General features: G+C 60.5%; 13 protein-coding genes. 7 read left to right on the top strand and 6 right to left on the bottom strand.

The features are described from left to right. The first annotated feature begins 22 nt into the window (after nucleotides 1-22). Genes FDP25_RS02360 through FDP25_RS02350 form a run of 3 tightly spaced genes read left to right on the top strand, consistent with a single transcriptional unit; the run spans nucleotide 23 to nucleotide 2,136 of the window. Nucleotides 23-721, top strand: a complete 699-nt coding sequence (locus FDP25_RS02360) for a molecular chaperone DjiA (RefSeq protein WP_154148566.1) — start codon at nucleotides 23-25, stop codon at nucleotides 719-721. Next, on the top strand, nucleotides 702-1,739 hold the full coding sequence (locus FDP25_RS02355) for an endonuclease/exonuclease/phosphatase family protein (protein ID WP_154148565.1): 1,038 nt from the start codon (nucleotides 702-704) through the stop codon (nucleotides 1,737-1,739). Before FDP25_RS02360 ends, FDP25_RS02355 begins: the two co-directional genes overlap by 20 nt. A gap of 31 nt (nucleotides 1,740-1,770) precedes the next feature. Beyond that, entirely contained in the window at nucleotides 1,771-2,136 is a 366-nt protein-coding gene (locus FDP25_RS02350) for a hypothetical protein (protein WP_154148564.1), read from the top strand. Nucleotides 2,137-2,145: 9 nt separating this feature from the next. Here the strand turns inward: FDP25_RS02350 and FDP25_RS02345 are convergent, their stop codons facing one another. From FDP25_RS02345 to FDP25_RS02330, 4 genes are read right to left on the bottom strand one after another with little or no spacing between them, the layout of a single operon-like run. Next, nucleotides 2,146-3,693: a Ppx/GppA family phosphatase gene (locus tag FDP25_RS02345; RefSeq protein ID WP_154148563.1), complete on the bottom strand. Its 1,548-nt coding sequence runs from the start codon at nucleotides 3,691-3,693 to the stop codon at nucleotides 2,146-2,148. A gap of 51 nt (nucleotides 3,694-3,744) precedes the next feature. Beyond that, entirely contained in the window at nucleotides 3,745-5,919 is a 2,175-nt protein-coding gene (locus FDP25_RS02340; RefSeq protein WP_154148562.1) for an RNA degradosome polyphosphate kinase, read from the bottom strand. 49 nt (nucleotides 5,920-5,968) lie between these two features. After that, nucleotides 5,969-6,643 carry a P-loop NTPase family protein gene (locus FDP25_RS02335; RefSeq protein WP_154148561.1) on the bottom strand — a complete coding sequence of 225 codons (675 nt, stop codon included), beginning with the start codon at nucleotides 6,641-6,643 and terminating at the stop codon, nucleotides 5,969-5,971. Further along, entirely contained in the window at nucleotides 6,643-7,710 is a 1,068-nt protein-coding gene (locus FDP25_RS02330) for an AI-2E family transporter (protein WP_154148560.1), read from the bottom strand. Before FDP25_RS02330 ends, FDP25_RS02335 begins: the two co-directional genes overlap by 1 nt. A gap of 148 nt (nucleotides 7,711-7,858) precedes the next feature. Here FDP25_RS02330 and proS point away from each other — a divergent pair, with 148 nt between their 5' ends. After that, nucleotides 7,859-9,250 (top strand): proline--tRNA ligase, encoded by a 1,392-nt coding sequence (gene proS / locus FDP25_RS02325; RefSeq protein WP_154148559.1) that lies wholly within the window; start codon nucleotides 7,859-7,861, stop codon nucleotides 9,248-9,250. A 38-nt stretch (nucleotides 9,251-9,288) separates the two neighbouring features. After that, the gene (locus FDP25_RS02320; RefSeq protein WP_154148558.1) at nucleotides 9,289-9,801 is read left to right on the top strand and encodes a DUF2937 family protein; all 513 of its coding nucleotides are present in this window, start codon (nucleotides 9,289-9,291) and stop codon (nucleotides 9,799-9,801) included. A 197-nt stretch (nucleotides 9,802-9,998) separates the two neighbouring features. Here FDP25_RS02320 and FDP25_RS02315 read toward each other — a convergent pair whose 3' ends face one another. Then, nucleotides 9,999-11,321 carry a ferredoxin reductase family protein gene (locus FDP25_RS02315; RefSeq protein ID WP_154148557.1) on the bottom strand — a complete coding sequence of 441 codons (1,323 nt, stop codon included), beginning with the start codon at nucleotides 11,319-11,321 and terminating at the stop codon, nucleotides 9,999-10,001. A gap of 157 nt (nucleotides 11,322-11,478) precedes the next feature. Here FDP25_RS02315 and FDP25_RS02310 point away from each other — a divergent pair, with 157 nt between their 5' ends. Together FDP25_RS02310 and FDP25_RS02305 are read left to right on the top strand one after the other, a co-directional pair. After that, complete coding sequence (locus FDP25_RS02310; protein WP_172982731.1) at nucleotides 11,479-12,729, top strand: lipoprotein-releasing ABC transporter permease subunit; 1,251 nt, start codon at nucleotides 11,479-11,481, stop codon at nucleotides 12,727-12,729. After that, a complete protein-coding gene (locus tag FDP25_RS02305; RefSeq protein ID WP_154148555.1) occupies nucleotides 12,722-13,405 on the top strand; it encodes an ABC transporter ATP-binding protein in 684 nt (227 codons plus the stop codon). Before FDP25_RS02310 ends, FDP25_RS02305 begins: the two co-directional genes overlap by 8 nt. Nucleotides 13,406-13,473: 68 nt before the next feature. Here the strand turns inward: FDP25_RS02305 and FDP25_RS02300 are convergent, their stop codons facing one another. Continuing rightward, complete coding sequence (locus FDP25_RS02300) at nucleotides 13,474-14,328, bottom strand: tetratricopeptide repeat protein (RefSeq protein WP_154148554.1); 855 nt, start codon at nucleotides 14,326-14,328, stop codon at nucleotides 13,474-13,476. Between the last annotated feature and the right edge of the window lie 93 nt (nucleotides 14,329-14,421).

Raw genomic sequence — 14,421 nt, 5'->3', positions numbered from 1 at the left:
GCAACTTGGATAGGTTCAAGAAATGTCTATTTGGACCCGGATAACCGAGGCTGTCTCGGCCCTGACCAAGGGCGAGGGGCTGAGTGCGGTCTTTGACCGTTTGCGCACGCCGCCCGAGCGTAGCGTGGCGTTCACGATTGCAGTGATTGCCCTGAGCGCCAAGATGGCCAAGGCCGATGGCCTAGTAACGCGCGACGAGGTCACGGCCTTTCGCGAGGTGTTCCAGATTGCCCGCGATGACGAGGCCGGAGCGGCGCGGGTTTTTAACCTTGCCCGACAGGATGTGGCGGGCTTCGAAGATTATGCCACGCGGATCAAGCGCATGTTCGGCGATCAGGATGGTACATTGTGCGATTTGATGGAGGGGCTGTTTCATATTGCCATGGCCGATGGCACCTATCACCCCAACGAGGATGCTTTCTTGCGCCGTGTGGCCCAGATTTTCGGGTTGCCGGATGGGGATTTCAAACGGTTGAGAAGCCGCTTCGTGCCGGATGCGAAGCCCGACCCTTACGCGGTTCTGGGCGTTGATCCGCGTACGCCACTGGAGGAGGTCCGCAAAGCGTGGCGTCGGCAGGTGCGCGATAGCCATCCGGATGCGATGATCGCCCGAGGTGTGCCGCAGGAGGCCGTGAAAATGGCCGAGAAACGGGTGGTCGACCTCAACCGCGCGTGGGAGGAAATCAGCAAGGAGGCCGGGGATGCGGATCGCCACCTATAACATCGAATGGTTCAATTCGTTGTTCGATGATGACGGCAACATGCTTGTCGATGGGGAATGGTCGAGCCGTTACAACATTACCCGGCAGGATCAGATAACGGCGATCGGTATTGTCCTGACCGCCTTGGATGCCGATGCAATCATGGTCATCGAAGCCCCCGATCACAATGGCAAACGCGCCACGGTGCCCGCGCTTGAGAATTTCGCGCGATTCATGAATTTGCGGGCGCGCCGGGCCGTGGTGGGGTTTGAAAACCATACGCAGCAGGAAATCGCCCTGATGTATGACCCTGACGTGCTGACCTGCGCGCATGATCCAAAAGGGGAACCAACGGGCAAGAAGGGATCGGCGCAGGCCCCGCGCTTTGATGGCGTGTTTCGGATCGATCTGGATATCGACGACAGTCATGACCTTGTGGAGTTTTCGAAACCACCGCTGGAATTGGCCTGTACCACCTCGGGTGGCTTTGCCTTCCGCATGATCGGCGCGCACCTGAAATCCAAGGCACCGCACGGGGCGCGGACCCATGACGAGATCATGCGCATGGCCATTGCGAACCGCCGAAAACAACAGGCACAGGCCGTTTGGCTGCGGCACCGGGTGGAACAGCACCTGGAGGCCGGGGAGCCGATGATCGTCATGGGGGATCTGAACGATGGTCCCGGCCTTGATGAGTACGAGCATCTTTTCGGGCGGTCCTCGGTCGAAATCATAACCGGCGAAGGCGGTGATGAGGGGCACCTGCTTTATGATCCGCATGCGCGCCGGGCGCTCACGCGCAAGATCGGGGCGATGAACACCACGGCACGGTTCTACCTGTCCTCCGAAAAACGCTATCTTCAGGCGCTCTTGGATTATATCATGGTATCGCCCGATCTGGCCGCGAAGGGCCCGGATTGGCGTATCTGGCACCCGTTCGACGATCCCGGGTGCTGGAAGGTGCCCGAGTTGCGCGATGCCCTCATCACGGCGTCCGATCATTTCCCGGTGACCATGGATGTTGAGCTGCCGACTTAAAACTCTGAATGGATGTCCCTATATCTTGGGCATGAAACAGGTTGTTGCTTTTGCCGTTGCCATCACGTTGGCGGCCCCGCTTGCCGCGCAGGAGGGGGATACCGATGATGGTCTGACCCTCATGGAGCGTGGCGCGCAGATGTTTTTCGAAGGCATCATGCGTGAAATGGAACCGGCCATGAAAGACCTCGAAGGTCTGGCCGAGCGGATGGGCCCGGAACTGAGGCGGTTTGTCGATGAGATGGGACCGGCTTTTGCCGAGTTGATGAAACAGATCGATGATTTCTCCGCATACCATCCGCCCGAGATGCTGCCCAACGGTGATATCATCCTACGCAAGAAGACGCCGGAAGAAATGGATAAGGCGCCTTTGGACGACGGTGAAATCGAGATTTGATCGGCGGGATCAGCCGCGTGCGGTTTTAACTATGGCTTCGGCTTCAAGCGCTTCTGCCAAGGACATGAAGCGGGATTCAGCGACCTCGCCAAATAGCGGCGCCGCTTCTTTGGATAGCCGCAATTCCAGTTTTCTCTTCTTCGGATACCACCGCATTTCGCCCAGTTTGGCATCTTCCTTGAGCCATAGCATCGCCGTAAAGCGAAGGGCCTTTCCCAGAACCTCGGCCTCCTTGGCGCTTTTGTCATCGATCAGGTCGGTCAGGTCCTCAAACCGGGTGCCTTCACGCTTGTTGGAATAGCGGTGCAGCAGGGCAAGGCCCAGATATACGCGTTCGGAATGTTTCAGACCGCCCAGATTGGCCCGGGTAGCGTTGTCAAAGCAATCCTCGGCGCGGTAATCGGGATGCGCGCGCCAGGATACGTCATGCAGCAGGCAGGCCGCCTTTATGATGCGGCGGCGGTCGGGCTTGGCGGACCGGAAGATCGGCTGAATGAATTCATAGACGACTTTGCCAAAGCCCGGCACGCGGGAATCCTTGGCCTCGGCAAAGCGGCAGGCCTCGATCAATGGGTCGCGGTCGCGCAACTGCTGCGGCATTTGCTCGTAAAGCAGGCCTTCCCGGATACCATAGCTCGAAACCGCGATGTCGCGGGGCTTGAAGGTTTTGACCACCTCGCGCAGGACTTCGATGGCATAGGGCACAAGCGCCATCCGCGCCGAGGAGACGCCCGCGCGATTTCGAAGCTCTTCGATATCTTGCTTTTGGATGTACTTTGCCGTTTCGCGGACCGATTTGGGCGTCATCCGGTATTCGTGCAGAACGTGAAGGGGATACTCGCGCCGTTCCATATCGACCTTGGCAATGGCCCGCCATGACCCGCCTACAAGGAACAGGCGGTTTTTCTGCTCTCCGAGCGCGTCTTGCATCTCGGCCACGGTCTCACGAATAACTTTCTTTCGGACTTTCTTGCCGCCCTTGAGGTCACGCAATTTGAGCGGTCCAAGCGAAGATGACATGCGTTTGCCAACCTCGCCTCCGTCGATTTCGGCCAGTTCCATCGAGGACCCGCCGATATCGCAGACCAAACCGTACGACCCGGGCCAGCCCAATAGCACGCCCTGTGCCGAAAGCCGGGCTTCTTCCTTGCCGTCGATGACCCAAAGGCGGATGCCGGTTTCGGCCTCGACTTCGGCACGGAAATCCAGTCCGTCCTCGGCCTCGCGCACGGCCGCCGTGGCCACGGCGACAAGCGGGCCGGTCCCCATCCCTTCGCCCAAGAGCCTGAACCGTTTCAGCGCGCTGAGTGCACGCTTGCGGCCCTCGGGGTTCAGCCGCCCGGTTTCGGACATGCCCGCGCCAAGCGCACACATGATCTTTTCGTTGTAGAAATAAGCCGGACTGCGGGCCGCACCATCGAAGACCACAAGACGCACCGAGTTTGATCCAACATCCACGACACCCACGCGGCTAAGCGCGCGGGCCGAGGGTTTGTCAAAGAGGGGGCGACCGAATGGGCCACCATCATCTTGTGTGGAGTCGCTTGCGCCGTCCATGGTCCACTCGGCTGGTTCCTGTGCTTTGTATGCGACAGCCCCGTCTAAGGGTCAATCCTCGGTATGGGTCAGCTTGGGCACATCCGAGGCCCCGGCAGAGCCGCGGCCCGACAATGACGGGTTTTCCATGAAGAACCGGTGGCAATTGAAGGCAAACTCACCTTCCGGGACAGGTAGCCGCGTGAAACTGCCATCAGGCGCCATGACCCAGCTTTGTGCGACATCGGCCATATTTGCGGCCATGATCTGGCTTACGATCTGGGCTTTGACGGTGGGGTTTTCAATCTCAACCAGCGTTTCGACACGGCGGTTCAGGTTGCGGCCCATCCAGTCGGCGGAGCTGATGTAGACCCGCGCCTTTTTCGAAGGCAGACCCGCGCCATTGCCGAAACAGACAATGCGCGAGTGTTCCAGGAACCGACCGACGATGGATTTCACCCGGATGTTTTCGGACAGGCCCTTGATGCCGGGGCGCAATCCACAGATGCCGCGCACCACCAGGCTGATTTGCACACCGGCCTGGCTGGCCTTGTAAAGCGCGTCGATCACATCGGGCTCGATCAGCGCGTTCATCTTGGCCCAGATGGCGGCGGGTTTGCCGGATTGGGCGTGTTCGATTTCCTTGTCGATCATTTCAAGCAGGCGGGGCTTGAGGGTGATCGGTGAAATGGCAAGGTTCTCCAGCTTCTCGGGTTGGGCATAGCCCGAGAGATAGTTCATCACCTTGGTCGCATCGCGCCCCAGCTTGGCATCGCAGGTGAAGAAGCTGAGGTCGGTATAAATCTTGGCGGTGATCGGGTGGTAGTTGCCGGTGCCGTAATGGGTATAGGTGACCAACTGATCCCCCTCGCGACGAACCACGGTGGAGATCTTGGCGTGGGTTTTGAGATCGAGGAAGCCATAAACCACATGCGCACCCGCGCGCTCCAGCCGCCGGGACTGGCGGATGTTTGCGGCTTCGTCGAACCGCGCCTTGAGCTCGACAAGCGCCGTGACGGATTTACCATCTTCGGCGGCTTCGCACAGGGCGCTGACGATGGGACTATCCTTGGAGGTGCGATACAGCGTTTGCTTGATCGCCACCACGTTCGGATCTCGCGCCGCCTGGGCCAGGAACCTTACCACCATGTCGAAGGTCTCGTAGGGGTGGTGCAACAGCATGTCCTTCTGCCGGATCGCCGCGAACATATCGCCATCGTGATCCTGCACCCGCTCGGGGACCCGCGGTGTGAAGGACGTCCAGAGAAGATCGGGCCGCGCGTCGATCACCAATTCCTTGAGATCAGCCAGACCGATCATGCCATCGACCTCGACAACCTCGTCGGGAGTGACATGCAATTCGTCCATGATCACCCGGCGCAGGGCCTCGGGCGAGCCCGAGGAGATTTTCATGCGCACCACTTCACCCCGGCGGCGACGTTTGAGTGCCACCTCGAATTCCCGTACCAGATCCTCGGCTTCTTCCTCGACCTCAAGATCGCTATCCCGCAGGACGCGGAACGCGCAATGCCCTTTGTACTTGTAGCCCGGGAATAGGCTGTCGAGATGCAGCAGGAGAAGTTCTTCGAGAGGCAGGAACCGATGCTTGCCCTCGGGGGCTGGCAGGGTGACGAAGCGGTCGATCTGCTGCGGAATGGGCAACAGGGCCTGAAGCGGGCGCTTGTCCGATTTGCGTTCGAATTGCAGGGCCAGCGAATAACCAAGGTTCGGAATGAAGGGGAAGGGATGCGCCGGATCGATTGCCAGAGGAGAAAGAACCGGAAACACCTTGGTCAGGAACACATCGGCCAGATATGTGCGGTCGGATTCGGTCAGGTGGTCGAGATCCAGAATCTCGATGTCGTTTGCCTCCATCTCGCCGCGCAAGATCTCGTAAGTGTCCTGTTGCGATTTGAGCAGCCTACGGGCGTTTTCGTTGATCAGGACGAGTTGTTCCGCCGGGGTCAGGCCATCTGCGGCTGGCGTTGTGTTTCCCGCATGGGCCAGTTCGCGCAGGCCAGCGACGCGTACGTTGTAAAATTCGTCCAGATTGGTGGCCGAGATCGAGAGAAAACGCAGGCGCTCCAGAAGGGGAATGCGGCCATCACGTGCCTCTTCGAGAACGCGCCAGTTGAACCCCAGCCAACTGAGTTCTCGATTATAGAACCGGCCCGGGACATCCGCGGTCACCTCGGGCATCTCGATGGCATCTGGAAACGGGGATTTTAGGAAATCAGCATGTGTCATGTGGGCCTTATGGCTTTGGCATGTAACGGAAAGGTGACGAAGTGTGCCGTCACCCGTCGCGCTTGTCCAGCACCTTTGCCGCAAGGGCACGGTTGATGGGCCGGCCCGTAGCAAGGGCTATAGCATCCAACCGGTCAACGACATCGCGTGCGGCCTCGAAGGACCGGTCAATGCGGCGTGTCAGGTATGTCAGAACGCTTGGTGACGGAGATAACTGACGGTCGGCCATGAGTTTCATCAAAACCGCGGCCAACAGGGAATCGTCGGGTTCGTGCAGCGTGGTATAGGGGGTGCCCTGCATGCGGCTTGCCAGGTCAGGAAGGGACAGAGACCACAGATTCGCGGGCTTGCTTGCCGTTAAAAGAAGGCTGTTGCCCTCGGCCAGTGTGAGATTGTGCAGGTGAAACAGCTTGTCTTCAAGTGCGCGGTCTCCGGCAATGGTTTCGGCATCCTCGACGGCCACCGGCCCGGTGGCAAGATCGGGAATGTCGGCCGCGCCCAACTGCGTGGCTTGCAGGATGCGCGCCCCGGACAGGCTGGCCCAGACATGCGCCAGATGTGTCTTGCCCGCGCCACGCGGCCCGATGAGGATCAGCTTGCGAGACGGCCAGCCTTCCCACCCCTCGGTCATCGCCACGGCCTCGGCATTGGCGGGAGAGACGAAGAAATCATCGCGCCCCAGTGCTTCGCGTACCGGGAGGTCAAAGCTCAGTTGCTCAGGCATTATTCGGTGTCCCGGCTGTCCAGTCCGCGATAAAGGCGGCTGTCCTTGTACTGCCCGATGGCGAAGCGGGCGAGAACCCCGATGGCGGCGGCGACGGGGACGGCAACAAGCATGCCGACAAAGCCAAAAAGCGCGCCAAAGACTGACAGGGCAAAGATAAGCCAGACCGGGTGCAGGCCCACGGAATGGCCAACGAGTTTCGGGGTCAGGAAATTGCCCTCGGCGATCTGGCCCAGAACGAAGATACCGGCAACAAGACCGATCGACAGCCAATCCCCCCAGAACTGGAACAGGGCAAGGCCGATGGCCAATGCACCGCCCACGACGGCCCCCACGTAGGGGATGAAGGTGATCAGCCCGGCAATGAACCCCACGACAAGGCCGAATTGCAGGCCAACAAGCATCAGGGCAACGGCGTAATATGTCCCAAGGATCAAGCAAACCGTCCCCATGCCGCGAATGAAGCTGGCGAGGGTCTCGTCGATCTGGCTTGCCAGATCGCGGATCACGGGGGCATGATCGCGTGGCAGCATGTCATCGACATTGGCCACCATGCGATCCCAGTCGTACAGAAGATAAAACGCGACGACCGGGACGATGACAAACAAAACGATGATGTTGATCAGGGATGCGGCAGAGCCGAGCACGGTATCCAAAACCTGTCCGCCCCGGTCGCGGATTGTCTCGCCGACCACGATAAGCGACTTCCGTAGGGTCGAGTTCTGATCGATCAACTGTGGGAAACGGTCCGTCAGGAAACTGTGCAGATCGTTGAAAAGTTGCGGCGCGGTATTGATCAGGGAAAGCGTTTGTTCGATCAGCGTCGGGACCACCAGTAGCGCCATGACCACGAAAATCATCAATGCAATCAAGGTGATGATGCTGACAGCAACGGCGCGGCTGCACCCGGCTTTTTCAAGGCGGTCGGCCACAGGATCAAGAAAATAGGCAATCGCGCCGCCAAGGACGAACGGCAGGATGACATCGCCCAGAAACCACAGGGTCACAAGGAACACCGCCGATGCGATGCCCCAGTATCTCATTTGTGTCGCAACTGGTAATGCCATACTGCTCGCCCTGATCCCTGTGATCTACATCGCCCATGGGGGCAGGGCTTTCAAGAGGCGCATGCAGGAAAGGGTGGTTCTGCGACTTGTATGCGCGCGTCATAGGCCATAAACGGGGAAAAACGCCAATTGCCGTGAGGTATGCCCGATGCGCCTGTCCCGTTATTTCCTGCCCGTTCTGAAAGAGAACCCGGCCGAGGCCCAGATCGCCAGCCACCGCCTGATGCTGCGCGCCGGAATGATCAAGCAGGCCAGCGCGGGGATTTACTCGTGGCTGCCTTTGGGCTTCAAGGTGTTGAGAAAGCTGGAAAATATCGTGCACGAGGAGCAGGTGCGCGCGGGCCATATCCCGATGCTGATGCCGACCCTGCAATCGGCGGACCTGTGGCGTGAGAGCGGGCGTTATGACGATTACGGCGAAGAGATGCTGCGTATCACCGACCGGCACGGGCGCGATATGCTTTATGGGCCGACGAACGAAGAATTGATCACCGATATTTTCCGTTCGCACGTAGGCAGTTACAAGGATTTGCCGCTGACGCTGTACCACATTCAGTGGAAGTTCCGCGATGAAATCCGGCCCCGGTTCGGGGTGATGCGGGGCCGTGAGTTCTTTATGAAAGACGGCTACAACTTTGATTTGACGAAAGAAGATGCGCTTCACGCCTATAACCGCCACTTGGTGAGCTACCTGCGCACCTATGAGCGGATGGGCCTTCAGGCGATCCCGATGCGCGCGGATGGCGGGCCGATCGGGGGGGACTATACCCATGAATTCCTAGTGTTGGCCGAGACCGGTGAATCGGAGGTGTTCTACGATAGCGAGATCACCGATTTGCGCTTTGGCGAGCGCGAAATCGACTATAACAACGTCGCGCAATGTCAGGAAATCCTTGAAGAATTCACGTCCCGTTATGCGCGCACGGACGAGACCCACGACGAGGCCCTGTTCAACGAAATCCCGCAAGAGCGGCAGCGGTCGGCACGCGGGATCGAGGTTGGGCAGATCTTCTATTTCGGCACCAAGTATTCCGAACCCATGGGGGCGACGGTGCAGGGCAAGGATGGCAAGCCGGTGCCGGTGCATATGGGCAGCCACGGGATCGGCGTGAGCCGCCTTGTGGGCGCGATCATCGAGGCCAGCCATGACGACAAGGGCATCATCTGGCCCGAGGGCGTGACGCCCTTCCACGTGGGGATTGTCAATCTAAAACAAGGGGATAGCGAGGCGGACGCGGCCTGTGAAGCCCTCTACAGATCGGTCGAGGCGCTTGGGCTTGAGCCGCTTTACGATGACCGCGATGAACGGGCCGGGGGCAAGTTTGCCTCCATGGACCTGATCGGGTTGCCGTGGCGGATCACTGTTGGGCCGCGTGGATTGAAGAACGGTGTGGTTGAGCTGACCTGCCGCCGGACGGGCACGAGCGAAGAATTGCCGCCCGAGCAAGCCGTTGAAAAGATTGCCAAAATCTATCACGTCCATCACGGCGCGGGCATGGTCGAACCGATGGCGAAACGGTCGTTCCACACCTGGATGTAAATGCTGTATACTGCCTGAAAAAATAAGAGGCAGAGCAGATGATTTTCAGGGTGATCGCCGTGACCGGCGGGCTGGCTTGTGCGGCTGGCCTGTCCCAATTTCCTGAGTATTCTCAACAATATACACAGCGTCTTTCAGGTGCCGTGGATGAGCTTTCGGGCGTCGTGGTGCAGTTCGATGCAGACGCCGAGAGCCTTGGGTTGAGCCGTGACGCGGCCCTTGCGGAACTGGCGCTTGGCAGTCGGATGGCGCAGGCGCGGGCGCAATCCATGGGGCAGGTTTTGGAAAGACATGCGCGGTTGAGCGCGGATTTAGCCGCTTTGAAAGGATCAACGAACATCCAAAAGGCATTGAATCCGCTGTATTTTTCCGATGCGGATGTGGCGCGCGCCGCATGGGGTGATTTCAAGCCAGCAGTGCCGGTGACCCCGGAGGGCCTTGGCTTTGCCGGGGTTGGCTTCGTGGCAGGCTATGGTCTTTTGGTGGGTCTGATGGCGGGTTTGGGCCGGGTGTTTCGGCGCAAAGAGCGCCCACAGGCGGCGGAAGCCTGAGTTTCGTACGAGTCGTACGCTTTGTACGCGAGTTTCGTACGAAAATCGGCTCTGCCGCTTGGGGGATCGTACGAGTCGTACGAAACTTTTAGATCACCCCACGCATAACAAACCCAAACAGAGCGAGTGTTAACACCACGGTCATGAAAATGACCGTGAGTTTAATGCGCCGTGCGCTTGGGGTTCTTTCCAGAAACTTAATCATAGCGGAACAACTCGGACAGGATGTGGGAGGCGGGCACGCCCATGTCGATGAGGGTGGATTCGACCGCTTCGATCATCGCAGGCGGGCCGCAGAGGACATAGAGCCAATCGCGATGATTGGGTGTGCCGAAATGGGCGCGCAGGAGGGCCGCGTCGATCTGGCCGGTGGGGCCGGTCCAGCCCTTGGGCGGCTCGGAGAGGATATGGACGATTTCGGTGCCATGGGTTTCGGTGAGGCGGTCCAACTCGTCGCGCGCCACGATCTGTTCCTGTACCCGATTGCCATAGAGCAGGGTGGTTGGGCGCGGATCATCGGTGGCCGTCAATTCACGCAGCAGGCCCAGAAGCGGGGCGATACCGACGCCCCCCGCGATGAGGGCCACGCCGGGGGCCTCTTGGTGGGCGTCAAGTGTGAGGTGGCCGTGTGGGCCATCAACCCAAACACGCGTGCCGGGCTGAAGTTGCCCCAGACGCGAGGTGGAATCGCCCAACTCCTTGATGATGAACTCTAGCCCGTCGTCTTGGGCCGGGGCGGAAGCGATGGAAAAGGGATTGTCGTTGAGCGACCAGACAGGATGCCTGATGGTGAGCCATGCGAATTGCCCGGCGCGGTAGCGGAAGGGGCGGCGGCTGTCGGGCGCAAGACGAAGCCGCCATGTGCGCTCGGCGGCGCGGGTGACGGAGGCCACCCGGAAGGGGTGGCGCAATTGTTTGAGTGGCGAGATGACATAGACCCAGAGGAGCGCGCCAAGGGCGAGAGCGAGGAATGCCAGCCAAAGGGCGGCCAGCGCGGGATCGGCGCTGTAGCGCCCTGCGCGCAGGGCGTGGAGCGTGCCGCCGCCCGCCACCAGAACCGCACCAAGCCCATGCAGGGCGCGCCATGTCTGGTAACGGATGCCAAGGGCGTCGCGCCCGATGCCGGAGGCCACCAGTGCGCCAAGCAAAAGCCATGCGGCGATGCCGGGCCAGAGGCCGGACCAAGAGGCGTCAATCGCGGTTTGGCGGGTGGTGTCCCAGACGGGGGCCTGTTTCATCGGGGCAGTATAGAGAAAGGGGTGCAGCAGGGCCGCACCAAGGGCCACGCGGGCCAGAAGTTGATGGGCGCGCATCACCACGTCGCTGCCGACCTTTGCGGTGGTGGTGCGGAAGCGGCCAAGTTGCAGGAACTCCAGCAGAATCATGGCAAGCGCCACAAGGCCCAGCCCGCTGGCCAGTTCGTCCCATGGGCCGCGCGGGGGCAGGCCTTGCGCCCAGGCAAGCCCGAGGGGGGCGAGGGCAAGCGCAAGGTACAGAAGGATCAGGGCGGCGGCAGGCATTTCGATGATTCCCCAGTTTCATTCGGTGGATTGTTGCGCGGGTCGGGGTGGGCTGACCTTGACCCGGATCATGTTACAGATCACTGTCTGCGCAAAACAAACCCCGAGGTTTTTCCCAGTGCCGAGCAGCCCAGCCCCCTTTGCCCCTTTCGAGTGGATGATCGCATGGCGTTACCTGCGTGCCAAGCGCGCCGAGGGTGGCGTGAGCGTGATGACGTGGATCAGCCTGATTGGCATTACATTGGCGGTTTTCGCGCTGATTGCCACGCTGGCGGTGCGGTCGGGGTTTCGGGCGGAGTTCGTGGATACGATCCTTGGGTCGAATGCGCATGTGACGGTTTACAACAGCGGCCAGGTGGATGGGCAGACAGGCCGTGTCGACCGGACGATCGAGGATTACGATGCCATGGCCGCGCAGGTGCGCAAGGTGGACGGCGTGAAGCGGGTTGCCCCCTTGGTGAAAGGGCAGGTCATGGCCAATGCCCGCAGCCGCAACGCGGGGGTGCAGGTGTTCGGCATCAAGCCCGCGGACCTCAAGACCATTCCGCGCGTGGCCGACCCCGAGACCGCGCAGGGCGATATCGAACGGTTCGCCGAGGGCGTGGCCATCGGCTCGGGCGTGGCACGGGAACTGGGCGTGAGCCTTGGCGACAAGATCAAGCTGATTTCGCCCAACGGGGTGAAGACGGCCTTTGGTACCAGTCCACGGGTCAATGCCTATGAGGTGGTCTATGTCTTTACCGCCGGGCGCTATGACATCGACCGGGTGCGGGTGTACCTGCCCTTCGGTGAGGCGCAGAGCTTTTTCAACCGCGAGGGGCGGGCGGACGAGCTGGAGGTTATGGTGGCCGACCCGGACCGGGTGGAGGAGATGACCCTTGATCTGATGCGGGCCGCCGGGGATCGGTCGCAGGTCTGGACGTGGAAGGATGCCAGCGGCGGGTTTTTGCGCGCCTTGGAGGTGGAGGACAACGTGATGTTCATCATCCTGTCGATCCTCGTGTTGATCGCGGCGATGAATATCACCAGCGGTTTGATCATGCTGGTCAAGAACAAGGGCCGCGATATTGGCATCCTGCGCACCATGGGATTGACCGAAGGATCGGTTTTGCGGGTGTTTTTCATTTGCGGGGCCTTTACCGGGATCATCGGCACGGTGTTCGGGGTGATCCTTGGCTGCCTTTTTGCCATCTACATCGACCCGATCTTCAGTTTCGTGAACGTGATGATGGGCGGGCAGGTCTGGGACCCGTCGATCCGGGGGATTTACCATTTGCCGGCGCAGTTGCAGTTTGCCGATGTGGTCTCGGCGGTGGTTCTGTCTTTGGGCCTGTCCTTTGTCGTGACGATTTTCCCCGCGCGCCGGGCGGCGCGGATGAACCCGGTGGAGGCGCTGCGCTATGAGTGAGGTGATGTTGGCGCTGGAGGGGGTTTCCAAGACCTATAACAAGGGGCGCGAGGCCGAGGTGCGCGTTTTGCAGGACGTGGATTTGCAGGTGCGCAAGGGTGAAATGGTCGCCTTGGTGGCGCCCTCGGGCGCGGGCAAGTCGACGCTTTTGCATATCGCGGGGCTTCTGGATACGCCGGACGCGGGGACGGTTTCCATCGGGGGCGTGGATTTCACCGGGCTGTCGGACCGGCGGCGGACCATTGCGCGGCGGCGGGAGGTGGGGTTTGTCTACCAGTTTCACCATCTGTTGCCCGAGTTCACGGCGGAAGAGAACATCGTATTGCCGCAACTGGCCAACGGGATGCCGAAGGCCGAGGCACGGCTGCGGGCCGAGGAACTGCTGGCCCGTGTCGGTATCGGTGAGCGGGCGGGGCATCGCCCCTCGGCCATGTCGGGCGGCGAGCAGCAGCGGGTGGCCTTTTGCCGGGCGCTGGCCAATGAGCCGCGGCTGTTGCTGGCCGATGAGCCGACGGGGAATTTGGACCCGGCCACCTCGGAGCGGGTGTTCGAGGCGCTGGTGGGGTTGGTGCGCGATACCGGGCTGTCGGCGCTGATCGCCACCCACAACCTTGAACTGGCCGCGCGGATGGACCGGGTGGTGAAGCTGGACCAGGGGCAGGTGGTGGCGGGGTAAGTCAGGGGCGCTGCACGGACGCGCCCATTCTTGCCGCGATGATCTGTTGGGCAGGGCTTGACCCATCCCTACTTTTCGAGCGTAGACGGAGTTCGCCACCCACAGTCGATATAGTTGCTGTGCAGGCAGTCACGGGCCATTGCCTGGGCTTTTGATATTTCAGCGGTAGCCATCTTTTCGGATACACTGTCTATGGCTTCGGTTGCATATTCAAAGCCGTTGGCCTTGCTAATAGCGTAAAACATATACGCCCTGACGAAATCCGTGGGATCGTGTTCGTAGCGCACCCCGAGCCTGAAATGGGCGGGATCGCGCCCTGTTTGCAATGCATAAAGTCCGAGCCACCCCAAGGCTTCAACCTCGTCTTGCGGAATACCATCGTCGCCCCTTGCGAGAAGCTCGCCAAGTTGCCTTTGCGCGATCGGATACCCCTTTTCAGCTGCGCGGCGTAGCCATTTCGCAGCTTCTGCGCCATCTTCCGGGACGCCCTGACCGACAAGGAAGTTCACCCCAATGCTATGCTGAGCAAGGGTATGGCCCTGTTCGGCCGCGCGAAGTGTCCATCGTGCCGCTTCAGCGTGATCCATGGAGACGCCATGGCCGCCATCGTACATTTTACCCAGATTGAACTGGGCTTGGGGGTGGCCTTGCTCGGCGGCGCGGCGCGTCCATTGAGCAGCTTTGGCCTCATCTCTTTCCAAGGTATCGTTTCCCAGCTTGAAGCCTTCGGAATACATTTGTCCAAGGAGGGTTTGGGCGCGGGCATCGCCTTGTTCCGCCAGCGGGCGCAACTCCCGCATAGCGGTCGCGAAGTCGCGCTTATTATAAGCATCACGTCCCTTGTCGAAGCCCTGTGCCCAAAGTGTACCCCCGAGGGACATCAGAAATAACACACCAAGCAACTTGATACGGGCAAACGTCATTGAGACCCCTCTTTTGATATGGCGCAGGGTGCCGCAGTTGGCCCCGATGATCAAGCGCGCGTGGGTTCGAGGCCGGGCCAGTCTCAACCTGAG

Origin of the sequence: Roseovarius bejariae (assembly GCF_009669325.1) — a bacterium.
Taxonomy (GTDB): Bacteria; Pseudomonadota; Alphaproteobacteria; order Rhodobacterales; family Rhodobacteraceae; genus Roseovarius; species Roseovarius bejariae.
Note: the sequence above shows the minus strand (reverse complement) of the source record. Positions and strands in the feature narration are given on the sequence as shown.